Annotated in this window: 20 protein-coding genes; 6 read left to right on the forward strand and 14 right to left on the reverse strand. The window is 71.1% G+C overall.

Features of this window, described 5'->3' with window-relative positions; translation table 11 throughout:
- Window positions 1-3 precede the first annotated feature (3 nt).
- The 4 genes from KTN05_RS04880 to rbfA all read right to left on the reverse strand — a co-directional run bounded on the left by KTN05_RS04880 (window position 4) and on the right by rbfA (window position 3,740).
- The gene (locus KTN05_RS04880; protein WP_217328259.1) at window positions 4-1,203 is read right to left on the reverse strand and encodes an ABC transporter substrate-binding protein; all 1,200 of its coding nucleotides are present in this window, start codon (window positions 1,201-1,203) and stop codon (window positions 4-6) included.
- 443 nt (window positions 1,204-1,646) lie between these two features.
- Complete coding sequence (truB, locus tag KTN05_RS04885; protein WP_217328260.1) at window positions 1,647-2,540, reverse strand: tRNA pseudouridine(55) synthase TruB; 894 nt, start codon at window positions 2,538-2,540, stop codon at window positions 1,647-1,649.
- Window positions 2,540-3,304, reverse strand: coding sequence for a phosphodiester glycosidase family protein (locus tag KTN05_RS04890; protein ID WP_217328331.1), 765 nt, complete (start codon window positions 3,302-3,304; stop codon window positions 2,540-2,542). The genes truB and KTN05_RS04890 overlap by 1 nt, the downstream gene beginning before the upstream one ends.
- Entirely contained in the window at window positions 3,294-3,740 is a 447-nt protein-coding gene (gene rbfA / locus KTN05_RS04895; RefSeq protein ID WP_217328261.1) for a 30S ribosome-binding factor RbfA, read from the reverse strand. The genes KTN05_RS04890 and rbfA overlap by 11 nt, the downstream gene beginning before the upstream one ends.
- Before the next feature lie 77 nt (window positions 3,741-3,817).
- Between rbfA and dapB the strand changes: the two genes are divergently transcribed.
- Both dapB and KTN05_RS04905 read left to right on the forward strand, forming a co-directional pair.
- Window positions 3,818-4,630, forward strand: coding sequence for a 4-hydroxy-tetrahydrodipicolinate reductase (dapB, locus tag KTN05_RS04900; RefSeq protein ID WP_217328262.1), 813 nt, complete (start codon window positions 3,818-3,820; stop codon window positions 4,628-4,630).
- Window positions 4,631-4,798: 168 nt separating this feature from the next.
- Entirely contained in the window at window positions 4,799-6,097 is a 1,299-nt protein-coding gene (locus KTN05_RS04905; protein ID WP_217328263.1) for a D-amino acid dehydrogenase, read from the forward strand.
- Between the two features lie 31 nt (window positions 6,098-6,128).
- Here the strand turns inward: KTN05_RS04905 and KTN05_RS04910 are convergent, their stop codons facing one another.
- Window positions 6,129-6,344, reverse strand: coding sequence for a DUF1674 domain-containing protein (locus KTN05_RS04910; RefSeq protein ID WP_217328264.1), 216 nt, complete (start codon window positions 6,342-6,344; stop codon window positions 6,129-6,131).
- A gap of 56 nt (window positions 6,345-6,400) precedes the next feature.
- On the opposite strand from KTN05_RS04910, the gene KTN05_RS04915 reads away from it, so the two are divergent.
- Window positions 6,401-7,897, forward strand: coding sequence for an RsmB/NOP family class I SAM-dependent RNA methyltransferase (locus tag KTN05_RS04915; RefSeq protein ID WP_217328265.1), 1,497 nt, complete (start codon window positions 6,401-6,403; stop codon window positions 7,895-7,897).
- Window positions 7,898-8,023: 126 nt separating this feature from the next.
- On the opposite strand, the gene KTN05_RS04920 is transcribed toward KTN05_RS04915, so the two are convergent.
- From KTN05_RS04920 to KTN05_RS04930, 3 genes are read right to left on the reverse strand one after another with little or no spacing between them, the layout of a single operon-like run.
- Entirely contained in the window at window positions 8,024-8,995 is a 972-nt protein-coding gene (locus KTN05_RS04920; RefSeq protein ID WP_217328266.1) for a nitronate monooxygenase family protein, read from the reverse strand.
- Between the two features lie 13 nt (window positions 8,996-9,008).
- Complete coding sequence (locus KTN05_RS04925; protein ID WP_371823277.1) at window positions 9,009-10,070, reverse strand: aldo/keto reductase; 1,062 nt, start codon at window positions 10,068-10,070, stop codon at window positions 9,009-9,011.
- A gap of 2 nt (window positions 10,071-10,072) precedes the next feature.
- Window positions 10,073-10,834 (reverse strand): SDR family oxidoreductase, encoded by a 762-nt coding sequence (locus tag KTN05_RS04930; RefSeq protein WP_217328267.1) that lies wholly within the window; start codon window positions 10,832-10,834, stop codon window positions 10,073-10,075.
- 196 nt (window positions 10,835-11,030) lie between these two features.
- Here KTN05_RS04930 and KTN05_RS04935 point away from each other — a divergent pair, with 196 nt between their 5' ends.
- Both KTN05_RS04935 and KTN05_RS04940 read left to right on the forward strand, forming a co-directional pair.
- Window positions 11,031-12,818 carry a pitrilysin family protein gene (locus KTN05_RS04935; RefSeq protein WP_217328268.1) on the forward strand — a complete coding sequence of 596 codons (1,788 nt, stop codon included), beginning with the start codon at window positions 11,031-11,033 and terminating at the stop codon, window positions 12,816-12,818.
- The gene (locus tag KTN05_RS04940) at window positions 12,815-14,149 is read left to right on the forward strand and encodes a pitrilysin family protein (protein WP_217328269.1); all 1,335 of its coding nucleotides are present in this window, start codon (window positions 12,815-12,817) and stop codon (window positions 14,147-14,149) included. Before KTN05_RS04935 ends, KTN05_RS04940 begins: the two co-directional genes overlap by 4 nt.
- Window positions 14,150-14,206: 57 nt before the next feature.
- On the opposite strand, the gene KTN05_RS04945 is transcribed toward KTN05_RS04940, so the two are convergent.
- A complete protein-coding gene (locus tag KTN05_RS04945; protein WP_254367990.1) occupies window positions 14,207-14,386 on the reverse strand; it encodes a hypothetical protein in 180 nt (59 codons plus the stop codon).
- 178 nt (window positions 14,387-14,564) lie between these two features.
- On the opposite strand from KTN05_RS04945, the gene mutL reads away from it, so the two are divergent.
- Window positions 14,565-16,364 (forward strand): DNA mismatch repair endonuclease MutL, encoded by a 1,800-nt coding sequence (gene mutL / locus KTN05_RS04950; RefSeq protein ID WP_217328271.1) that lies wholly within the window; start codon window positions 14,565-14,567, stop codon window positions 16,362-16,364.
- A 287-nt stretch (window positions 16,365-16,651) separates the two neighbouring features.
- Here the strand turns inward: mutL and KTN05_RS04955 are convergent, their stop codons facing one another.
- From KTN05_RS04955 to KTN05_RS04975, 5 genes are all read right to left on the reverse strand, one after another.
- Window positions 16,652-17,839 carry a PQQ-dependent sugar dehydrogenase gene (locus KTN05_RS04955; protein ID WP_217328272.1) on the reverse strand — a complete coding sequence of 396 codons (1,188 nt, stop codon included), beginning with the start codon at window positions 17,837-17,839 and terminating at the stop codon, window positions 16,652-16,654.
- Between the two features lie 81 nt (window positions 17,840-17,920).
- Complete coding sequence (locus tag KTN05_RS04960; RefSeq protein WP_217328273.1) at window positions 17,921-19,078, reverse strand: saccharopine dehydrogenase family protein; 1,158 nt, start codon at window positions 19,076-19,078, stop codon at window positions 17,921-17,923.
- Window positions 19,075-20,136, reverse strand: a complete 1,062-nt coding sequence (locus KTN05_RS04965; RefSeq protein WP_217328274.1) for a saccharopine dehydrogenase — start codon at window positions 20,134-20,136, stop codon at window positions 19,075-19,077. Before KTN05_RS04965 ends, KTN05_RS04960 begins: the two co-directional genes overlap by 4 nt.
- Window positions 20,137-20,186: 50 nt before the next feature.
- A complete protein-coding gene (locus tag KTN05_RS04970; protein ID WP_217328275.1) occupies window positions 20,187-21,017 on the reverse strand; it encodes a C40 family peptidase in 831 nt (276 codons plus the stop codon).
- Window positions 21,017-22,402: a M17 family metallopeptidase gene (locus KTN05_RS04975; protein ID WP_217328276.1), complete on the reverse strand. Its 1,386-nt coding sequence runs from the start codon at window positions 22,400-22,402 to the stop codon at window positions 21,017-21,019. Before KTN05_RS04975 ends, KTN05_RS04970 begins: the two co-directional genes overlap by 1 nt.
- Window positions 22,403-22,405: the final 3 nt, after the last annotated feature.

Raw genomic sequence — 22,405 nt, forward strand, 5'->3', positions numbered from 1 at the left:
CGATCACTGGACCAACGGGCAGCCCGACTCGGCCGGGTCCATGTAGGCCACGTCGCCCGGAATGGTGGCGCGGACGTGGTAGTAGTCCCACTCGCCCGTGCTTTCCTCGGGGGTCTTGACCTGCATCAGATACTGGGTGTTCAGCAGGCGGCCGTTCTGGGCGACGGTCGCGCCGCGGCCGAACACGTCATCGACCGGCATCTCCTTCAGCTTCGCGGCGACGGCTTCCGCCTCGTCCCCGCCGGCGGCGTCGATCGCCTTCAGATACTGCAGCACGGCCGAATAGGTCCCCGCTTGCACCATCGACGGCTGGGCGCCGGTGCGCTCCTTGTAGCGGTTGCCGAACTCGCGCGACTGCTCGTCCTGGTCCCAGTAGAAGCTTTCCGTCAGATAGAGGCCCTGCGCGGTGCCCAGCCCCAGACCGTGGATGTCCGAGATGAACAGCAGCAGCCCGGCGAGGTTCTGGCCGGCCTGGGTGATGCCGAACTCGGACGCCTGCTTGATGGCGTTCTGGGTGTCGAGGCCCGCGCTGGCAAGGCCGATCACCTTGGCGCCCGACGACTGGGCCTGCAGCAGGAAGGCCGAGAAGTCGTTGTTGTTCAGCGGGTGACGGACCGAACCGAGCACCTGGCCGCCCGCGGCCTCCACCGTCTTGGTGGTGTTTTCCTCCAGCGAGTAGCCGAAGGCGTAGTCGGCGGTCAGGAAGAACCAGGTGTCGCCGCCGGCTTCCACGACCGCGCCGCCGGTGCCGACGGCGAGCGCGTGGGTGTCATAGGCCCAGTGGAAGCTGTAGGGGGTACAGGCGGCGCCCGTGATCTCGGTCGTGCCGGCGCCGGTGTTGATGGTGATGCGCTTCTTCTCGCCCGCGATGCCCTGCACCGCCAGCGCGACCGACGAGGTCGTCAGGTCCATGATCGCATCGACCTGCTCGGTGTCGAACCACTGCCGCGCGACGGTCGAGCCGATATCGGCCTTGTTCTGGTGGTCGGCGCCCAGGATCTCGATCGGCGCGCCCTGCACGGTGCCGCCGAAATCCTCGACGGCCATCCGCGCCGCCTCGACCGAGCCGACGCCGCCGAGCGCGGAGTAGGGGCCCGACTGGTCGTTCAGGATGCCGATCTTGACGACGTTGTCAGAGATGGCGGCCTGAGCGCCCGCCGTCATCAGCGCGGTCACGCCGACGGTCATCAGAAAAGTCTTCATGTAGTCCTCCCAGATACCGCCCTGCGGGCGGCCGTAGTTGAAACGTTCAGGCAAGAGCGATTGCATTGCAAGCGTTCAGTCGCGCCGCGGAAAATGCGGCGAGGCTGTGGCGGAAGGATGTCGAATTGGCGGCGCCTGTCCTGGTCGCGCCGGCTGCGATCGGCCCCGGCGGCCCGGAAAATGCAGGAGCGGCCTGCGATCATGCGGCGCATGTCCAATCGTCAGCGCGGCCGAGACCGGTTGCGGCGCCATGCTCGGAAACCTGCCCATGCGCGGGCAAGGCAACCGGCACCGCTGCCGCGGCGCCTGTCGGTCGATTGTCCATCTTTTCCTCCCTGCGGTCCGGCTTCTCCGGCCGATCCCGCAGTGGAAAATCGCCCAAGACAGGCGGCATTGCAACTTATGTATGCTGGCAAGAAGGAAAAGATTGCTGCGACGCAGCGTCAGTTTCGGACGAAGACCCGGCTGGGATGCACCTCGCCGCCCATGTAGCGGCCGATGCAGAGGGCGCGGCCCTCGTGGCTGACCCAGACCTCGGTGCCGAACTCGGCGTGGCCGATCACCTGGCCGGGATTGCCGTTGCCGATGCGGACCGCGCCGATGTCCGTCGCCTGCACCTGCGGCAGGTCCAGCGCGGATTCGATCGGCAGCAGCGCAGCGTCGAGTTCGCCCTGGTTGGCGCGGTCGATGCGGTCGAACGGGACCCCTTGATCGACGTCGAACGGCCCCGACCAGACCCGGCGCAAGCCGGTGACATGACCGAGGCATCCCAGCGCGCGGCCCAGATCGCGGGCGATGGCGCGGACATAGCCGCCCTTGCCGCAGACCATGTGCAGGTCGGCGCCGTCTTCGCGCGCCTCCAGCAGCTCCAACTCCTCGACCCAGAGCGGGCGGGCGGCAAGCTCGACCGCTTCGCCTTCGCGGGCGAGGTCGTAGGCGCGCGCGCCATCGACCTTCACCGCCGAGACGGCAGGCGGCACCTGCATGATCTCGCCCCGGAACGCCCCCAGCGCGTCCCGGATCGCGTCCGCGGAAGGCCGCAGGTCCGAGGTCCGCAGCACCTGCCCCGAGGCGTCGTCGGTCGCGGTCTCCGCCCCCCAGGCGACGCTGAAATCATAGGCCTTCAGCGCGTCGGTCAGGTAGGGGACGGTCTTCGTCGCCTCTCCCAAAGCCACCGCCAGCAGTCCGGTCGCGTCGGGGTCCAGCGTGCCAGCATGGCCCGCCTTCCTGGCGTCCAGCGCCCAGCGGACCTTGCCCACCACATCGGTCGAGCCGACGCCCGCCGGCTTGTCCACGATCAGCCAGCCGGAGACGTCGCGGCCCTTCTTGCGTGCCATCAGGAATTGCCCCCTTGCGCGACGAAGCCGATGATCGGCCCCATCGTCCGCCCCCAATCCGCCCGCCGGATATCCGGCGCGTAAAGACGCGAGATCGAGCCGTCGAAATACAGCGCATTGCGCGCGTCGAGTTCATCCCGGAAGAACCGGGCGAATTCGTGGAACGTCACCGCGCTGTCCGAGATCACGAACCACGCCGTCTGGAAATCGCGCGACACGCCGACGCCGTTGCGGATATAGCGGCTGTCGCTGTCCGGCAGAAAACGCGGGTGCAGCTCGCCGTCGATCAGCAGCATCGGCCCGGATTGCGTGGCCAGCCGGCAGTCGGGATCGGCTTTCTCGAAGCGGCGGCTTTCGATCACCTGAAAGGGTGCCTTTGCGCCGACGCAGAAGACGCCGTTGGGCCGCAGCCCGAAATTGCCGCCGCCGCCCGCCGTCACCAGCCCGGATTTCTGCACCCCGTCGGCGCGGTAGAGCCCGACCGGCGTATAGTCGGGGTGATACATCCCCGCGTTCATGGCGAAAGCAAGCACCTCGCCCGATCCGAGCGTGCCCCGCACCGCGCGGAAATCGCCCAGCACGCGCCCATCCGGCCCGTCGAGCCACAGCCGCAGCCGGTCCTGATCGGCGCCGTCCACGGTGCAGACGGCATAGCCCTTGCCCTCGAACTGGCGCTTCTCGCAGCTATCGGCGACGGCTGGCAGGGTCATGGCGATCAGCGCGCCAACCGCCAGCCCGAGGCGGCGGGTCAGGTCAAGCTTCATCGCCACCGTCTTGGTCGTCGCCGTCCTGACCCTCATCATCGCCCGCCGCCACGTCGCGGCGCACCCGGTCCTCGCTCAGCAGGCGGCGGGTGTCGTCCATGCGGTCGAAAGTCTCGTCCAGCACGAAGCGCAGTTGCGGCGCGTATTTCAGCGTCAGCCCCTTGGACACCAGATGCCGCAGCTCGCGCGTGTTGCGGCGCAGGGCGGTCAGCGCCTCTTCGGCGTCGAGGCCGCCGAGCGGCAGCACATAGGCGGTCGCCACCTTCAGGTCGGGCGAGGTCCGCACCTCGCCCACGGTGATGGAAAAGCGGTTGAGGTCGGGGTCGTGCACGTCGCCGCGCAGCAGCACGTCGCCGAGCGTGCGGCGGATCAGCTCGCCCACGCGCAGCTGCCGCTGCGACGGACCGGGCCCGGTATTGAATCGATTGGATGCCATCCGCCCCATCTAGGGGGTCGCGGGGCCTGCCGCAACGGGCTAGGACGGCGGCACGGAAGCGGTGCGGGGGAATGCGGATGGATCAGGGTTTGCCGGGGATCGTGGTCACGGGCGTCTCGGGGCGCATGGGCAGGATGCTGGTGCGCGAGGTGCTGGCCTCGGACGCCTGCCGGCTGGTCGGCGCGCTGGTGCGCGAAGGCAGCGACTGGGTCGGGCGGGACGTGGGCGCGGCGATGGGCGGGCCGGCGGTCGGCGTCACCGTGACCGACGACGCGGTCGAGGCGATCGCAAAGGCGCAGGCGGTGATCGACTTCACGACGCCCGCGGCGACCGTGGCCTTCGCCGAACTCGCTGCGCAGGCGCGCGCCGTCCATGTCATCGGCACGACCGGGCTGGGCGCGGACGATCTGAAGAAGATCGCCGCCGCAGCCCGCCACGCGCCGATCATCCGGGCGGGCAACATGAGCCTTGGCGTCAACCTGCTGGTCGGGTTGACCCGCAAGGTCGCCGCCGCCTTGGGCGAGGACTGGGACATCGAGGTGGTCGAGGCCCATCACCGGATGAAGGTGGACGCCCCTTCGGGCACCGCCCTGATGCTGGGCGAGGCCGCCGCCGAGGGGCGCGGCGCGGCGCTTGCCGACCTGCGGACACCCGCCCGCGAGGGGATGACGGGGGCGCGCGAGAAAGGCTCCATCGGCTTCGCGGCGATCCGGGGCGGCGACGTGGTGGGCGAGCATGACGTGATCTTCGCCGGCCAGGGCGAGCGGGTGATCCTGCGCCACGTCGCGACGGACCGCGCGATCTATGCGCGGGGCGCGCTGCGGGCGGCCTTGTGGGGGCAGGACAAGGGTCCGGGCGAATACGACATGGCCGACGTTCTGGGGCTTTGACGGGGGTTCCGCCGCTCGATTCGCGGCGCAGCGCAAGAAGTCGTCTTCTTCGCGCGTGAACGCCGCTGAATCTTGCGTGCGACAACCCGCCGCAGGCCCAGTTTCGCAGCACATTCCGGGGCGACGGCTGCATCCTTCCGGGATCAAGTCCTTTGGGGAGGGTGCGGTATGCGAATCGTCGTTCTTGGCGCGGGTGTGATCGGTGTCACCAGCGCGTGGTATCTGTCGCGCGCGGGCCATCAGGTCACGGTCGTGGACCGCCAGCCAGCGGCGGCGATGGAGACCAGCTTCGCCAATGCGGGCGAGATCTCGCCCGGCTACTCCACCCCCTGGGCCGCGCCCGGCATCCCGCAGAAGGCGCTGCGCTGGATGTTCCAGCGCCACGCGCCGCTGATCCTGCGCGCCTCGGCCGACCGGACCCGCGCGGGCTGGATGGCGCAGATGCTGCGCAACTGCACCGCCGATGCCTACGAGGTGAACAAGTCGCGGATGATGCGGCTGGCGGTCTATTCGCGCGAATGCCTCGAATCGCTGCGCACGGAAACCGGCATCCGCTATGAGGAGCGGACGCAGGGCACGCTCCAGCTGTTCCGCGACGAGAAGCAGGTCAAGGCCGTCGCCAAGGACATCAAGGTGCTCAAGGCCGACGGCGTCGCCTATGAGGAGCTGGACGTGGACGGCTGCATTGCCGCCGAGCCGGGGCTGGCCCATTCGCGCCACCTGCTGGCGGGCGGGCTGCGCCTGCCGGGCGACGAGACGGGCGATTGCCATATCTTCACCCAGTCGCTCGCCGCGCTGGCGGCCGAGCAGGGCGTGACCTTCCTCTACGACACCGCGATCGAGGCGCTGGAAAGCGGCGCGGGCCGGATCGAGGCCGTGCGGACCTCGGCCGGGCGGCTGACGGCGGATCTGTTCGTGGTGGCGCTGGGCAGCCATTCGCCGGCGCTGGTGGCGCCCTTCGGGGTGCGCCTGCCGGTGCATCCGGTCAAGGGCTATTCGCTGACCCTGCCGATCGTGGATGCGGCCCGCGCGCCGGTGTCCACGGTGATGGACGAGACCTACAAGATCGCCATCACCCGCCTTGGCGACCGCATCCGCGTCGGCGGGCTGGCGGAGCTTGCCGGGTTCGACCTGTCGCTGTCGCCCCGCCGCCGCGCCACGCTGGCGAAGTCGGTGGGCGAGCTGTTCGGCGGCGCGGGCGATCTGGACCGGGCGACGTTCTGGACGGGGCTTCGGCCGATGACGCCCGACGGAACGCCGATCATCGGTGCGACCGGGGTGGGGAACCTGTGGGTGAATACCGGGCACGGAACGCTGGGCTGGACGATGGCGGCGGGTTCTGCGCGGGTGCTGGCCGACATGATCGGCGGCCGCACGCCCGACATTCAGGCGGACGACCTGTCCTGCGAGCGTTATCTGCGCAAGTCCCGCAGCGCCCGCCCGGCGCTGGAGCCCGCGGCCGCCTGATCGGCTGCCGCCTTCGGGGCGGAGCCGCCCCTCAGAAATCGACGGCGATGCCCTTGCGTTCGTAATCGCCGTAACGGACCGGCTCCGGCCCGTCGCGGCCGCCGAGTTCCGGCGGCAGGTCCAACGGCGGGGCGTTGCGGCGGCGCTCCTCGGCCTCGGCCAGGGCGCGCTGGGCGGCGGGCGGAAGGTGGGAGCGGTCCTGCGGCGCGGGTTTTCCGGCGCCGTCCTCCTTGACCTCATCACTCATGGCAAATCCCGTGCAGTCTGGCTATCAATGACCTCCAGCTAAGCACCGGAGCGGCGATGGACAAGCGCGACGAACCCCCACGCCCCCCGACCGGCGCCGAAGCCCGCCCGCGCCGCAAGCCGGCGGATGCGCCGGTTCCGGCGGCCGCCGCTGCCGAACCCCCTCCCGAGCAGGGGGCGGAGACCGGACCCGAGCGCGCGCCGAAACCGACCCGAGATCGCGCCGAACGTCAGCGGCCCAGGTCCACCAGCAAGCGCCCCGAGCAAGCCCCATCTGAAAGTGGGGTTCCCCGGCGGCGCGAGGATCGCCCCCGGCCGGCGCCCAACCCGCGCGCCGCCGCCCTGTCGCTCATCGCCGCCGTGCGGGACGGGGCGACGCTGCCCGAAGCGGCGGGCGCGCTCGAACAGCTTTCCCCCGGCGACCGGGCGCGCGCGCAAAGGCTCGCGGCGGAAACGCTGCGCCGCTTCGGCCGCTCGCAGGCGGTGCTGGAGCCTTTGACCCCGCGCCGCCCTCGTCCCGAGGTGATGGACATCCTGACGCTGGCCACCACCGAGATGCTGGGGCTGGGCGAGGCGCCGCATGGCGCGGTCAACGCCGCCGTGGCGCTGGCCCGCGCCGGCTCGCCCAAGGTCCGGGCGGCCGCAGGCATGGTCAACGCGGTGCTGCGGCGGGCGGCGGAGGGGCAGGCAACGTGGGATGCGGCCGAGCCGTCGCGCCTGCCGGACTGGCTGCGCGAACCCATCGCCGCCGCGTGGGGCGAAGCCGTGGCGGACGCCATCGAGGCTGCGCATGAACGCGGCGCCCCCATCGATCTGACCGGCAAGCCCGGCGTGGAAACTCCCGGCGAGGCGCTGCCGACCGGCAGTCATCGCCTGACGCCGGGAACGCAGGTGACGGCCCTGCCGGGCTATCAGGAGGGCGCATGGTGGGTGCAGGACGCGGCCGCCGCGCTGCCGGTCAGGCTGCTGGCACCCGAGCCGGGCGAGCGGATCGCCGATCTCTGCGCCGCGCCCGGCGGCAAGACGATGCAGCTTGCGGCGGCGGGCGCGGAGGTTGCGGCCATCGATCTCAGCCCCGCGCGGCTTGAGCGGGTGCGGGAAAACCTCGCCCGCACCGGCCTTTCAGCGACGCTGATTGCCGCAGATGCGCTGGTCTGGCGGCCCGAGACGCCGCTCGACGCAGTGCTGCTGGACGCGCCCTGCTCGGCCACCGGCACGATCCGCCGCCATCCCGAACTGCCGCTGATCCGCGACGGCAGCGCCATTCCCGAGCTGACGGCGCTGCAAGCGGCGCTGATCGACCATGCGCTGACGCTGCTGCGGCCGGGCGGGCGGCTGGTCTATGCGGTCTGCTCGCTGCTGCCGGCGGAGGGCGAGGACCAGCTTGCCGCCGCGCTTGCCCGTCATCCGGGGCTGCGGGTGGAGCGGCCCCAGCTGCCGGGGATCGCGCCGGACTGGATCACCGAGGCGGGCGGGCTGCGGCTGCGCCCCGACTACGGGCCGGATCGGGGCGGGATGGACGGGTTCTTCATGGCGCGGCTGGTGCGGGGCTGAGCGCCGGTCTGCCGCAGGGCTCATGCCACGTCCTTGGCAGGCCCATTGACATCGGCGGGCACAGGCGAGCGGCGCCGGAAGCCGCTGCCCGCAACTGCATCGCAGGCTCTTTCGCGGCGGAGGTCTTCAGCCCTCGCACAATGCGCGCTTGGCGGCCGCGTATTCCCCGGCCAGCCGGTCCACCAGCGCGCCCGCGGGCATGACCGACTTCACCGCGCCGATGCCCTGACCCGAGCCCCAGATCTCGCTCCACGCCTTGGGCTTGCCGTCGCTCTTGGCGCCGAAATCCATTGCCGCTGCGGCCGCCGAATCCAGCCTGTCGGGGTCCATACCCGCCGCGCGGATCGAAGCTTTCAGGTAGTTGCCGTGGATGCCGGTGAACAGCGGGGAATAGAGGATGTCCTCGGCCCCGCTCTCCACGATCATCCGCTTGTAGTCCGGCACGGCGTTCGCCTCGTCGGTGGCGATGAAGGGGCTGCCGATATACGCCAGATCCGCGCCCATCGCCTGCGCCGCCAGCACCGCGCGGCCGGTGGCGATGGCGCCCGACAGCAGCAGCGGGCCATCGAAGAACTCGCGGATTTCCTGGATCAGCGCGAAGGGCGACTGCGGCCCCGCATGGCCGCCCGCCCCCGCCGCGACGGCGATGAGACCGTCCGCGCCTTTCTCCAGCGCCTTGCGGGCGAAGGTCACGTTGATGATGTCGTGCAGCGCGATGGCGCCGCAATCATGGGCGGCCTCGTTCACCTCGGGCCGCGCGCCCAGCGACGTGATCCAGATCGGCACCTTGTGGCGGTGGCAGATCTCGATGTCCCGCTCCAGCCGCGCGTTCGAGCGGTGGACGATCTGGTTCACCGCGAAGGGCGCGGCGGGCCGGTCGGGGTTCGCCTGATTGTGGCGGTCCAGCTCCTCGGTGATCCGGGTGAGCCACGCCTCCAGCTGCACGGGCTCGCCGTCCTTCTCGCGCGCGTTCAGCGCCGGGAACGAGCCGACGATCCCCGCCTTGCACTGCGCGATCACCAGTTCCGGTCCCGAGACGATGAACATCGGCGCGGCGACGGCGGGGATGCGCAGGTTGCGAAGGATGGGCGGCAGCATGGAAGGCTCCGGTTCAGAAGGGCAGGGGATGGGCGCGGTGGAAGCGGTCGATCGCCGTCTCCGCTTCCTCGTCGATGGTCACGTCCAGCCCGGCGAGCAGGTGGTCAAGCTGCGCGGGCGTCGAGGCGCCGATGATCGGGATCGCGGGATACGGGCGGGCCCGGACGAAGGCGATGGCGAGGTGGATCGGGTCGTGCCCCAGATCGCGGGCCATCCGGCCCCAGGCGTCGGCGGCCTCGGTCCCGCGCGGGGTGCGGCGGCCGCCCAGATTGCCCGGCCCGCCATGGGCGATATCCGCCCCGGCGCGGCTGACCGGGGGCAGCTTGCCGCCCGAATACTTGCCGGTCAGCAGCCCGGCGGACAGCGGCGAATAGGCCAGCAGCGTGACGGCCTCCTTCTGGCTCACCTCGGCCATGTCGGTGTCGTAGAGCCGGTGCAGCGGCCCGTATTCGTTCTGGACCGAGACGACGCGCGGCCCGCCGGTGCGTTCCGCCGCATCCAGCCAGCGCATTGTGCCCCATGCGGTCTCGTTCGACAGCCCGAACTCGCGCACCTTGCCGGCGGCGACGATGCGGCGCATGGCGTCGGAGATGCCGGCCATGTGGTCCTCGACCTCGGCCTTGGAACTGCCGCGCGGGTCGAAGGTCCAGTTCCTGCGGAAGGCGTAGCTGCCGCGTTCCGACCAGTGGAGCTGATAGAGGTCGATCAGGTCCGTCCGCAGCCGTTTCAGTGAGCCATCGACGGCGCTCTCGATGCTCTCCGGGCCGAACCCCGCGTCGTCCCGGCTGAAGCGGCCGTTCCGGCCCCGCCCGCTGGCTTTGGTGGCGAGGGTCAGCCGGTCGCGCCTGCCGCTGCGGGCGAGCCATTCGCCGATGATCGTTTCGGTCATGCCGTGCGTCTCGGCGGTCACGGGGTTCACCGGATACATCTCGGCCGTGTCCCAGAAGGTCAGCCCGGCATCGAGCGCGGCATCCATCTGCGCGAAGGCGCCTTGCCGGTCGGTCTGGGTGCCGAAGGTCATCGTGCCGAGGCAGATATCGGGCACGGACAGCCCGCCGATTGCGCAGGTCTTCACGCTCAACCCCTTCCGATGAACGGCATGGCGGTCGCCATCACCGTCATGAACTGGACATTGGCCGACAGCGGCAACCCGGCCATGTGCAGCACCGCATCCGCGACGTGGCGGGCGTCCATCACCGGCTCGGGCGCGCGGTGCCCGTCGGCCTGCGGCACGCCCTGCGTCATCGCCGTGACCATGTCGGTCAGCGCGTTGCCCACGTCGATCTGCCCGCAGGCAATGCCGAAGGCCCGCCCGTCCAGTGACAGCGCCTTCGTCAGCCCGGTGACGGCGTGCTTGGACATGGTGTAGGGGGCCGAGCCCCAGCGCGGCACATGGGCGCTGATCGAGCCGTTGTTGATGATCCGCCCACCCTGCGGCGTCTGTCGGCGCATCTGCGCGAAGGCGGCGCGGGCCATCAGGAACATGCCGTCGATGTTCGGGCGGGCGAGGCGCTGCCAGTCGGCGACCGAAATCTCGTCGATGGTGGCGGCGGGCAGGAACAGGCCGGCGTTGTTGAACAGCACGTCGATCCGGCCCCAGCGCTCCGCCATGGCGGCGATCGCGCTTTCGGCGGCATCCGGGTCGGTCACGTCGCCGGGCAGGACCAGCGCCTCGGGATGGCCGTCGGCGCAGTCCTTAAGCGTCTCGGCGCGGCGGCCCATCAGCCCGACGCGCCAGCCGGCGCCCAGGAACGCCTGCGCGGTCAGCTTGCCGATGCCGCTGCCGGCGCCGGTGATGAGGATGGTGCCGGGGGCGGGATCGGGGGCGCTGTCGGTCATGGCGCGGACCCTGCCAGCGGGCCGCGGCGGGTGCAAGCCGCTGATACTTCTTGCGGGCGGCGACGCGGCGGCAGGCGGACCGGCCCGTGCGCCGGACAGGTCGCGCGCCCGTCACGTCCGTTTGACCTGCCGCGCGCTTGCGCCGCCGCCATCCAGCCGTCACCCTGACGCCAACCCCTCACGCGAAGGAGCATTCATGCGCCGCGCCGGTCCCGCCAGACGATTCCCGCTTTCCGCCGCGCTGATCGCGCTCGCTCCCGCCGCTGCGCTGGCCGAGATGCCGCCCGGCGTCACCCATTTCACCCTGCAGAACGGCATGGAGGCCGTGGTGATCGAGGATCACCGCGCCCCGGTGGTCGTGCAGATGGTGTGGTATCGGATCGGCTCGGCCGACGAGGAGCCGGGCAAGACCGGGCTTGCCCATTACCTCGAACATCTGATGTTCAAGGGCACCGACACGATGGCGCCGGGCGAGCTGTCGCGCACCGTCACCGCCAATGGCGGCATGGACAACGCCTTCACCAGCTACGACTTCACCGCCTATTTCCAGCGCATCGCCGCCGACCGCCTACCGCTGGTCATGCGGATGGAGGCGGACCGCATGGCCAACCTTCAGATCGGCGAGGATGACTGGCAGGCCGAACGGCAGGTCGTGCTGGAGGAGCGGGCGCAGCGCACCGACAGCGACCCGGCGGCGCTGTTCGGCGAGGAAGTCTCGGCCGTGCAGTTCTACAACCACCCCTATGGCAACCCGGTGATCGGCTGGCGGCACGAGATGATGGGCCTCACGCGCGAGGATGCGCTGGCCTGGTATGACGAACACTACGCCCCGAACGCCGCCGTGCTGGTCGTCGCGGGCGACGTGACGCCCGAGCAGGTGCGCGCGCTGGCGCAGGAACATTACGGCGCGATCCCCGCCAAGCCGAGCGCGGACCGCGACGCGCGCCCGCAGGAACCTGTGCAGCGCACCGAGCGGCGCGTGCAGATGACCGACCCGCGCGTGCCGCAGCCGGTCCTGTCGCGCGGCGTGATCGCGCCCGAACGCAATCCCGGCGACCAGAAGACGGCGGCGGCGCTGGCGGTGCTGGCCGATCTGCTGGGCGGGCCGTCCCAGACCTCGGTGCTGGGCAAGTCGCTGATGCTGACCGGCAAGGCGGTCTATGCAGGCGCGCGCTACAACGGGTTGTCGGTCGATCCGACGACGTTTTCCCTGACCGTGGTGCCCGCGCCCGGCGTCTCGCAGGAGGAAACCGAGGCGATGCTGGCCGAGACCGTCGCGCAGTTCCTTGCGGATGGCCCCGATCCCGACGCGCTGGAACGGGTGCGGACCCGCCTGCGGGCCGACCGCATCTATGAGCGCGACTCGGCGCATGGCCGCGCCTATGATTACGGGCAGGGCCTGTCGATCGGGCTGACGGTCGAGGACGTGAACGACTGGCCGGAGATTCTGGCCGCGGTGACCGCCGAGGACGTGATGAACGCCGCCCGGCTGGTGCTGGACGGCCAGCCGGGCGTGACCTCGTGGCTGCTGCCCGAGCCCGGCGCGGCGGTGGCGCAGGCCGGCGATGCGCCGGTGCAGATTCCGGCGGGGCAGATAGCGACGGCGGATGATGGAGGCGCGGCTCCGGTCGCGGCGGATGCGGCGGCGATGCCGGACGCAGCCGAGGCCGCATCGGAGAGTTCCAGCGAGGCGGCCGCCGCTTCGGACTCTCCGGCCGCTGGGGAGGCCGACCTTTTGCAGCCTCTTTCGGAAACGCGGGAGGCACCCCCTGCGGCGGCAGCAACGGACAGCAGCGGCGCAGCAGCAGCGCCCCGGCCCACGCCCATCGGCTCGGAGCGCCCGCGCCAGCGCAGCGGGCAGCCCTCTGACCCGACCGCCGCGTCCCTCACTGACACGCCCACACCGGACAACCCGGCACCGCCCGATCCCGTCGTGACGCCCGAGGACTCCTCCGCCACCATCCAGCCGGAGCCGCAGCCATGATCCGCGCCATCGTCGCCAGCCTTGCGCTGACCCTGCTCGCCGCCTTCCCGGCCCGCGCCATCGACATCCAGGAAGTCACCTCGCCGGGCGGGATCACCGCCTGGCTGGTCGAGGATCACACGATTCCCTTCGTGGCGCTGACGATCTCGTTCCGCGGCGGGGCGTCGGTCGATGCGCCCGGCAAGCGCGGGGCCGTCAACCTGATGACCGCGACGCTAGAGGAAGGGGCCGCTGACATGGACGCCGTGGCCTTCGCCGAGGCGGCGCAGGATCTCGCCGCCAGCTTCGGCTTCAGCGCGGGCGACGATGCCGTGACCGTCACCGCCCGGATGCTGACCGAGAACCGCGGCGCCTCCGTGGACCTGCTGCGGGCCGCGCTGGTCGAGCCCCGTTTCGAGGCCGATGCGGTGGACCGGGTGCGCACGCAGGTGCAGTCGGTGATCCGGGCCGAGGACACCGACCCGAACGCCATCGCCGCCAAGGCGCTGGCGCGTGAGGCGTGGGGCGATCACCCCTACGGCACCTCGATCAACGGCACGGCGGAGAGCGTCGCGGCGCTGACGCCGGACGACCTGCGCGCGGCCAAGGACCGGGTGCTGGCTCGCGACCGGGTGCTGGTCGCCGCGTCGGGGGACATCTCGCCCGACGAGCTCGGCCGGCTGATGGACCGGCTGCTGGGCGACCTGCCCGCGCAGGCGAGCGCCCCGCTGCCGCCCGAACCGGCGCTGCAACTGACCGGCGGCACCACGCTGGTCGAATGGGACAGCCCGCAGACCGTGGTCGCCTTCGCGCAGGAGGGGCTGGCGATGGACCATCCCGACTACTTCGCCGCCTTCGTGCTGGACCATATCCTCGGCGGCGGCGGGTTTTCCTCGCGGTTGATGACCGAGATCCGCGAGAAGCGCGGCCTGACCTACGGCGTCGGCACCGGGCTGGCCAACAAGGTGCTGGGCGAGACATGGCAGGGCGGCATGGCGACGGCCAACGACAGCACCGCCGAGGCGGTGACGATCCTGCGCGAGGTCTGGGACGGGATGGAAGAGGGCGTGACCGAGCAGGAGCTGACCGACGCCAAGACCTACCTGACCGGCGAATACCCGCTGCGCTTCGACGGCAACGGGCGGATCGCCGGGATTCTGGCCGGGATGCAGCTGATGGGAATGCCGCGCGACTACGTCAACACGCGGAACGACAAGGTCATGGCCGTGACCGCCAAGGGTGTGCAGCGGGTGGCGACCGATCTGCTGGACTCGGGCAAGCTGCGTTTCGTGCTGGTGGGCCGACCGGAGGGCGTCGAGGGGGCCGAGGTGCAGCCCGCGCCGCTCAATTGAAAGAAAAAGGCCGCGCGCCCCTTCGGATGCGCGGCCTTTCGGTAGTCCGTGCGGACCTCAAGGATTGACCTGCACCGCCCCCGTGCCCCCGGCCACGCCGCCGACCGCCGCGCCCACGGGACCGGCCACCACGGCACCGGTGGTCGCACCGGTCACGGCGCGCTCGGTCGGGTTGTCACCGCAGGCGGCAACCCCGAGGGTGAGCCCGAAGGCCAGGGCGACTCCAAACTTGTTCATAACCATCTCCTGTTTACCATGCGGCCGGGTTGCCCCGACCCTTCCGTGTCTTGACGCGCGACCGGAGCGTTTGGTTCCGAAAGTTGAATTGGCTGAGCCCGGCTGCGCGTCTTGCGACAAGGCGGAACGGGGACGAATCTCTGGCGGCTATGATGCGGGCCATGCTAGATATTGAGGCATGACCCGCCACGAACCCCATATCCGCCCCATCATCCGGCAACTGGATGAATCCGCCGCCAACCGGATCGCCGCGGGCGAGGTGGTCGAGCGTCCCGCCTCGGCCGTCAAGGAGCTGGTGGAAAACGCGCTGGACGCGGGGGCGGGCCGGATCGACGTGGTGATCGCGGGCGGCGGCAAGCGGCTGATCCGGGTCAGCGACGACGGTTGCGGCATGACCGCCGGCGACCTGCCGCTGGCGCTGGCGCGGCACGCGACGTCCAAGATCGACGGCTCGGACCTGCTCAACATCCGCAGCTTCGGCTTTCGCGGCGAGGCGCTGCCGAGCCTCGGTGCGGTCGGGCGGCTGTCCATCACCAGCCGCGTGGCGGGGGCCGAGCCGGCGCGGATCGACGTCACCGGCGGCCGCATCGGCGAGGTGCGCCCGGCGGCCGGCAATCGCGGCACGGTCGTTGAACTGCGCGACCTGTTCTTCGCCACGCCGGCGCGGCTGCGCTTCCTGCGCAGCGACCGGGCCGAGACGCAGGCCATCGCCGAGGTGGTCCGCCGCCTGTCGATGGCCGAGCCGGGCGTGAGCTTCACGCTGAGCGAGGAGGACGAGGGCGCGGCCCCGCGCCTGCTGTTCCGCGCCGACGCCGAGGCGGGCGATGCGCTGGCGGCAATGTCCGCCCGGATCGGCCGGGTGATGGGCCGCGAGTTCACCGAGAACGCGGTCCCGCTGGACGCCACCCGCGACGGGCTGCGGCTGACCGGGCTTGCGGCGCTGCCGACCTATTCGCGCGGCGCGGCGGTGGCGCAGCATCTTTATGTCAACGGGCGCCCGGTGCGCGACAAGCTGCTGACCGGGGCGCTGCGGGCGGGGTATTTCGACGTCCTCGCCGCGGGGCGGCACCCGGCGGCGGTGCTGTTCGTCGCCTGTGATCCGCAGGGGGTGGACGTGAACGTGCATCCCGCCAAGGTCGAGGTGCGGTTCCGCGAGCCCGACGCGGCGCGGGGGCTGGTCGTCTCGGCCCTGCGCCATGCGATGGCGGGGGCGGGGCACCGCGCCTCGACCACCGGCGGGGCGGCGACGCTGGCGGCGTTCCGCCCCGAGCCGCGCCCCTCGCCCGCGGCGGTGCGGGCCGCGTGGGAGGCGCAGGCGCCGCTGGCCGCGCCCGACATGCCGGGCTTTGCCGAGGCGCATGCGCGGGTCGAAGCCGCGCCGGAGGAGAGCGCTGGGCCGCTCGCGGCGCCGCTCGGCGCGGCGCGGGCGCAGTTGCACGAGAACTGGATCGTCGCCCAGACGCGGGACGGCATTGTGATCGTGGACCAGCACGCCGCGCATGAGCGGCTGGTCTATGAGCGGCTGAAGGCGCAGGCGGCGCAGGTGCGCATCCCCTCGCAGGCGCTGCTGATCCCCGAGATCGTGGATCTGGGCGACGGGGCCGCGCGGGTTCTGGCGCTGGCCGATGATCTGGACCGTCTGGGGCTGGTGGTCGAACCGTTCGGGCCGGGCTGCGTCGCGGTGCGTGAGGTGCCCGCCGCGCTGGGCCAATGCGACGCGGCGGCGCTGCTGCGCGACATCGCGGACGATCTGGAGGGCGGCGCAGGGGCCGACCGGCTGCAGGGGCGGATCGACGCGGTGCTGTCGTCGATGGCCTGCCACGGCTCGGTCCGCTCGGGGCGGCGGATGACGGGCGACGAGATGAACGCCCTGCTGCGCGAGATGGAGCGCACGCCCCGTTCCGGCCAGTGCAACCACGGCCGGCCGACCTGGGTCGAGCTGAAGCTGGCGGATATCGAGCGGTTGTTCGGGCGGTAAGGGCGGGCGATTCGCCGTCTCTCGTGCCGGCTTGGGCGAGCGCGATAATCTGCGCTTCTCCGCAAGTGGAGCAGAGTTGCCGTATCACCCCGGTCCGCCCGCCCCATGGCGGGCGCGTTCGCGCCCACCCGTGCGGACGCGTCCCTCCGGAGTGCTGGCGTCGAGGGACCGCCCGGAAACGGGCTCGTGGCCCGTTTCCTTCAGCGGCGTCGTTACGGCGGTGGGCTGCTATCGCAGTGCCTTGCCGGTTGTGTGGCGGTGCGTGGGGTAGCCAAAGCCGCCCCGCGTCACTGCCCGCGCGTCACCCGGATCATCTGCCCGTTATCGGCGTCGATCAGCAGCATCACCGCTCCGTCGGGTGCCACCGCCACGTCGCGAACCCGGCCGATGCCCGGCAGGTGGCGCGCCTCGCCGCTCACCCGGTCGTTCTCCAGCTCCAGTTCGACCAGCGACTGGCCGCGCAGGGCCCCGACGAGGATGTCGCCCTGCCATTCGGGGAACATCTCGCCGTCATAGAACACCATGCCCGACGGGGCGATCACCGGGTCCCAGTAATAGACCGGCTGCTCCATCCCCTCCTGTGCGGTGAGTCCCTCGCCGATCGGCCCGCCGCCGTAATCCTGTCCATAGGTGATGACCGGCCAGCCATAGTTCAGCCCCTGCTGCGGCTGGTTCAGCTCGTCCCCGCCCTCGGGGCCATGCTCGATCGTCCACAACCGGCCCTGATCATCCAGCGCAGCGGCCTGCACGTTGCGGAAACCCTTGGCCCAGGTTTCGGGCAGCCAGCCCTCGATCCCCGCGCCCGCCGGCTCACCCGAGGGGCTGATGCGGACCAGCTTGCCGATGTGATTGTCGTCGTCCTGCGCGGTGGCGCGGGGCTCGGCGTTGGACCGCTCCCCCAGCGTGACGAACAGCATCCCTTCGCCGTCCAGCACCAGGCGGGAGCCGAAATGCAACTCGCTCTCCCATGCCGGCTGCTGGCGGAAGATGATCTCGACATTCTCCAGCGCGGTGCCGTCCTGCGACAGCGTGGCGGTGGCGACGGCGGTCTGGTTCTTGTTCTGCTCGGTTTCCGAGGGCGCGGCGTAGCTGAACCAGATCCGGCGCGACTGCTCGAAATCCGGGGCGGCGAGCACGTCCAGAAGGCCGCCCTGACCGCGGGCGTCGATCTCGGGCAGGCCCGAGATCGGCTCGGAAAGCTGCCCCTCGGCCGAGACCAGCCGCAGGTTTCCGGCCCGTTCGGTCACCAGCCAGCTGCCGTCCGGCAGCATGTCCATCCCCCAGGGATGATCCAGCCCCTCGACGACGACGCTGGTTTCGAGCGGCACTTCCTCCGTGATGGCGGGCGCGCGGGTCTGGCCCTCGAACGCCGGTTCCTGATGGGCGGCTTCCGGGGGCTGGGCGTTGAAATCCTGTGCCATGGCGGGGGCGGAAAGCAGGGTCGAGGACAGAAGGACGGTGAACAGACGGGACATCGCATACTCCTTGCGTTCAAGCGCAACGCGCCGGGCGCCGGGTCGTTCCCGCGCGCCGGCCATATCCGCCCGTGACAGCCGTCAGGCCGTGATCGGCCCGGCACCCTCCGCATGGTTCACCTTGGCCATGTGATCGGCGATGCCGCCCACCTCGACCAGCCATTTCCCGACCAGTTCTGGGTCTTCGGGGGCCGCATGGACGCCCGGCGCAAACTCGCCCCGGCCGACCGCTTCGACCGCCATCGCCACGGGGATCGACACCAGCCGCGCCATCGCGGTGCCTTCGGCCGAGCCCTGCGCGTCCAGCACCCATTCCTTGTCGAACACCGCCGCGCCGCCGCGTTCCGCCCGCAGGCGCACGAACAGCACGACGCGGTCGGGCTCGCCCTCGTCATAGGCGTGGTTGTTCCAGAAATCGTCCGCCATTTCAGCCAGCCGGACCTCGCCCTCGGGGCCGGTCAGCGTCTCGACCTCGGCGAAGACATCGGCCCAGGCGTCGGACCAGCCCTTGAGCCGGATGGTGCCGCGCACGAAGTCGCGCAGGGTCCAGTCCGGGTCGAAGCCGTATTGGCTGACGAACTGGGTGGAATCGCGGTTGGGATAGACCTCGAATCGCTCGGGCGTGGGCAGCGGCGCGTCATAGGGATCGATGGCGTGCCACGGGCGATCCGCCACCCGCTCCTCTCCGCCCCGGATCGAGCGCGAGGGCGAGCGCAGCGCCCGCAGCACCCCCAGCGGCGACCAGCTGAACTTGTAGCGGAAGGGGTTCGGATGCTTGGGGATGCCGCCGCAATAGCTGGTGAAGCTGACCGTGTCGCCCTTCTGCGCGATCTGCCGATAGTCGGCGACCAGCTCGTGCGCCATCAGGTGGTCGATGCCGGGGTCCAGCCCGACCTCGTTCACCAGCGCGACGCCCGCCTGCCGCGCGGGATCGTCCAGCGCGGCCATCCCGTCCGAGATATAGGACGAACTGACGAAGTTCGCCCCCCGCTCCACGCAGAGCGTCGCCAGCGGCACATGCTGGTCGGCGGGCAGCATGGACACGACGGTATCGCCCTTCTGCACGGCCCCGGCCAGCGCCTCGAAGCTATAGGCGCGGATGTCGGTCGCCAGATCGCCCACCGCGTCCCGCGCCTTCTCGACCGTGCGGTTCCAGACGGTCACGGGCGCGCCGCCCGCCAGCAGGCGGCGCAGGCCGGGAATGGCGGAAAGGCCGGTGCCTACCCAGTGGATCGTCATGCGGAAAGTCCCTTCAGGTTCGTGTCATAGATCGCCGCCGCGCGGCCCCATTCGCCGGCCTCGATCCGGTCCAGCCGGCGCAGCACGGGCAGAAGCTGCTGGGCGAAGTCGAGGCTCGATTCGCGCGGCAGAAGCGAGGGCAGGTTGTCGATCGCCATCACATCCAGCGGCGGCTGATCGGCCACCCGCACGACCGGCTCGGCCCAGGTGGTCGTCCGGTCATAGACCCTGACCGGATTGAACTCGCTCGACGGATCGCAGGCGATGTCGCCGATGACGGTCAGCCGGCGGGCCGGGCGCACCGCCTCGGGCGGGACGAAGACCGGGCAGCCCGGCTGCGCGAGGATGGAGTTGAGGAACACGTCGTGCAGCAGGATCTCGGGGAAGGGGCCGCCCGCGCGGGTCTCCTCGATGTCCCAGCGGGTGACTTGCAGGCCCATCTCGGCGCAGAGGTCGGACGCGCCGGTGCCGACGCGGCCCTTCGCGCCGATGACGATGGCGGTCGGGCGGGGGCGGTTCGTGGCGTCGAGTTCCGCCCGCACGTCGTCGGTCATCGCGGTCCTGTTCGGGTAGCTGCCGACCGGCGGGCAAATGCCGCCCTGCTGCTGCGCGGCCCAGGCCATCAGGCTGACCGCCGCGCCCGCATATCCCGCCCAGTAGCCGAACGCGGCGAGGCGGCGGCCGCTGTCGTCCGTCAGGTATTCCAGATCATAAAGCCGCCCGCCGCCCTCGCGGAAGCGGCGCAGCAGCGCCTGCCCGGCGGGCTGGCCCTTGAAGGCGTGGCCGAACATGATGTGGCGGTGCCGCAGCGGGGTGCCGTCCTCGGGCAGTTCCTTGAGGCCGAGGATGATGGCGCTCTCGGGTGCGGTCGGCCACGAGCCTTCCGGCGCGATCCGGGCGCCTGCGCTGGCGTAATCGTCGGTCGGAAAGACGCGATGCGGCGATTCCTCGACGGTGATCCCGAATCCCTGCGCGATCAGGTCGCGCACGCCGTCCGGGGTGATGCCGGCCCGGTCCTCGTTCGGGCGGCTTTCCGCCCGGACCCACAGATGCGTCATCGCGTCGATCCTTTCATGGCTTCCGCCAGTTAGGCGTTGCGGCCCGAGATTTACGGAAAGGCGATCCGCGCGTCCAGCGGCGGCCGGCGTGCGCCGCGGAACGGCCCGTCGCCCGAGGCATCGATGCGGGCGGTGGCGGCGGCGATGTCCTCGGTGATGACCGACATGGTCCAGGCGGTGGCGTGGACCATGGTGCGGGCGTCCAGCGCCATCGCGACATGGCCGGGCCAGAACAGCAGATCGCCGCGCCGGATGGTCTCCGTTTCCGGGAACGCCTTGGCCTGCATGTCGCTGTCGCCGGGGCAGGCGATGCCGCAGCCATGCAGCGCGGCCTGAGCCAGCCCCGAGCAGTCGATGCCGCCCCGCGAGTTGCCGCCCCAGAGATAAGGCGTGCCCAGCAGCGACAGCGCCACGGCGGCCGGATCGTCGGCCGGGGTGTCGCTGATATGCTGGAGCGGGACATGGAGGCCGTCATGCAGCTGCGCAAACCTGCCGTCGAACCCCGTCACCGACAGGCGCGCGCCCATCGACAGCAGCGCCCGCTCGTCCTGCTTGAAGCTGGCGGAGGGATAGAGATGCGTGGCCGCGGCGCTGACCCGGTGGGTGATCGGCGGCAGCCTGTCCGTGAGGGCCTCGCCGCGGACCCAGCCGCAATAGCCATCCACGGCAGCCTGCACGAAGGCCCAGTCGTCCCGTTCCTCGATCACTGTCACGTCCGCGCCGTGCAGAAGCTGGCGGTCGCGGGCGCCGTCCGGGGCGCGGCGCAGGTCGGCCAACGGAACGGCCACGCGCATCGGCTGGCCATCGGTGATCGCGTCCCGCTCGATCCCCGAGCCCTTCAGGGCGATGCGTTCGGTCGCGGGGGTCAGCCGGCGGTCCATCAGAGCAGCCCCGGCAATGCGTGCAGGATCGCCCTCATCCCTTGGCCCACGCCGCCCTTGGGACGGCCGGGGGCGGCGGTTGGTTGCCAGCCGTAGATGTCGAAATGCACGTAACTCCCCGCCCCTTCGGTGAAGCGGCGCAGGAACAGCGCGGCGGTGATCGCCCCCGCGAATCCGCCGCCCGGCGCGTTGTCGAGATCGGCGATGGCGGGCTCGATCATCGCCTCGTAGGGCTCCCAGAATGGCATCCGCCAGACCGGGTCGGCGTTGTCCCGGCCCGCCTGACAAATTGTCTCGGCCACACGGTCGTCGTCGCAGAAGAACGGCGGCAGGTCGGGGCCGAGCGCCACCCGCGCCGCCCCCGTCAGCGTCGCCATGCTGACCAGCAGCGAAGGCTTCTCCTCGGCCGCCAGCGCCAGCGCGTCGGCCAGCACCAGCCGCCCCTCGGCGTCGGTGTTGTTGACCTCGACCGTCAGCCCCTTGCGGCTGGTCAGCACGTCGCCGGGACGAAAGGCGTTGCTGGAAATGGCGTTCTCCACGGCCGGGATCAGCACCCGCAAGCCGCCCGCGCGACCCAGCCGCGCCAGCGTCTCGGCCAGCCCCAGCACGTTCGCCGCCCCGCCCATGTCCTTCTTCATCAGCGCCATCGAGGATGCGGGCTTGATGTCCAGCCCGCCGGTGTCGAAGCAGACCCCCTTGCCGACCAGCGTGACGGCGGGGCCTTCCCCCGGAAAGCGCAGGTCGATCAGCCGCGGCGCCTGCGCGGCGGCCCGACCGACGGTGTGGATCATCGGGAAATTGCGGGCGAGCAGGTCCTCCCCGGCGATCACCTCGACGGTCGCGCCGTGCCGTCCGGCTAGATCGCGCGCAGCCTGCTCCAGCGCGTCCGGCCCCATGTCAGACGCTGGTGTGTTGATGAGATCGCGAGCCAGATACTCGCCCGCCGCCTGCGCGATAAGCAGATCGGCATTCACGCCGTCCGGGCAGACCAGCCGGGCGCGGGCGGGCTCGCCTTTCTTGTAGCGGTCGAACCGATACTGCGCGAACAGCCAGCCGAGCGCCCCGTGCGCGGCGTCATACCCCTCGGGCATCCCGGCGATGTGCCAGTCGCCCGCCGGCAGCGCATCGGCGGCTTTCGCCAGCGTGAACCGCTCGCGCGCCGGCCGATCCGCAGGGGACGCGGGCTTGCCGACCCCGAACAGCGCCCCCTTGAGTCCGCCATCCCCCGGCAACAGGCAGACCTGCCCCGGCTTGCCCGCGAATCCGGTCGCCGCGGGCCAAGCCGGGTCCACCCCATCCGGCAGAACCGGCCCGTCCGGCCCTTGCGGCACCAGCCACAATGGGCGGCTTGCGGCATCGGGAGCGGCGAAGGCGGGCTCGGTCATGAA

The sequence above is a fragment of the Paracoccus sp. Z118 genome, assembly GCF_019061185.1.
Lineage (GTDB): Bacteria > Pseudomonadota > Alphaproteobacteria > Rhodobacterales > Rhodobacteraceae > Paracoccus.

Excerpts from the sequence above, each read along its gene's own strand:
- KTN05_RS04880 (WP_217328259.1), bottom strand. The coding sequence starts at position 1,203 with ATGAAGACTTTTCTGATGACCGTCGGCGTGACCGCGCTGATGACGGCG.
- truB (WP_217328260.1), bottom strand. The coding sequence starts at position 2,540 with ATGGCACGCAAGAAGGGCCGCGACGTCTCCGGCTGGCTGATCGTGGAC.
- KTN05_RS04890 (WP_217328331.1), bottom strand. The coding sequence starts at position 3,304 with ATGAAGCTTGACCTGACCCGCCGCCTCGGGCTGGCGGTTGGCGCGCTG.
- rbfA (WP_217328261.1), bottom strand. The coding sequence starts at position 3,740 with ATGGCATCCAATCGATTCAATACCGGGCCCGGTCCGTCGCAGCGGCAG.
- dapB (WP_217328262.1), top strand. The coding sequence starts at position 3,818 with ATGGATCAGGGTTTGCCGGGGATCGTGGTCACGGGCGTCTCGGGGCGC.
- KTN05_RS04905 (WP_217328263.1), top strand. The coding sequence starts at position 4,799 with ATGCGAATCGTCGTTCTTGGCGCGGGTGTGATCGGTGTCACCAGCGCG.
- KTN05_RS04910 (WP_217328264.1), bottom strand. The coding sequence starts at position 6,344 with ATGAGTGATGAGGTCAAGGAGGACGGCGCCGGAAAACCCGCGCCGCAG.
- KTN05_RS04915 (WP_217328265.1), top strand. The coding sequence starts at position 6,401 with ATGGACAAGCGCGACGAACCCCCACGCCCCCCGACCGGCGCCGAAGCC.
- KTN05_RS04920 (WP_217328266.1), bottom strand. The coding sequence starts at position 8,995 with ATGCTGCCGCCCATCCTTCGCAACCTGCGCATCCCCGCCGTCGCCGCG.
- KTN05_RS04930 (WP_217328267.1), bottom strand. The coding sequence starts at position 10,834 with ATGACCGACAGCGCCCCCGATCCCGCCCCCGGCACCATCCTCATCACC.
- KTN05_RS04935 (WP_217328268.1), top strand. The coding sequence starts at position 11,031 with ATGCGCCGCGCCGGTCCCGCCAGACGATTCCCGCTTTCCGCCGCGCTG.
- KTN05_RS04940 (WP_217328269.1), top strand. The coding sequence starts at position 12,815 with ATGATCCGCGCCATCGTCGCCAGCCTTGCGCTGACCCTGCTCGCCGCC.
- KTN05_RS04945 (WP_254367990.1), bottom strand. The coding sequence starts at position 14,386 with ATGAACAAGTTTGGAGTCGCCCTGGCCTTCGGGCTCACCCTCGGGGTT.
- mutL (WP_217328271.1), top strand. The coding sequence starts at position 14,565 with ATGACCCGCCACGAACCCCATATCCGCCCCATCATCCGGCAACTGGAT.
- KTN05_RS04955 (WP_217328272.1), bottom strand. The coding sequence starts at position 17,839 with ATGTCCCGTCTGTTCACCGTCCTTCTGTCCTCGACCCTGCTTTCCGCC.
- KTN05_RS04960 (WP_217328273.1), bottom strand. The coding sequence starts at position 19,078 with ATGACGATCCACTGGGTAGGCACCGGCCTTTCCGCCATTCCCGGCCTG.
- KTN05_RS04965 (WP_217328274.1), bottom strand. The coding sequence starts at position 20,136 with ATGACGCATCTGTGGGTCCGGGCGGAAAGCCGCCCGAACGAGGACCGG.
- KTN05_RS04970 (WP_217328275.1), bottom strand. The coding sequence starts at position 21,017 with ATGGACCGCCGGCTGACCCCCGCGACCGAACGCATCGCCCTGAAGGGC.
- KTN05_RS04975 (WP_217328276.1), bottom strand. The coding sequence starts at position 22,402 with ATGACCGAGCCCGCCTTCGCCGCTCCCGATGCCGCAAGCCGCCCATTG.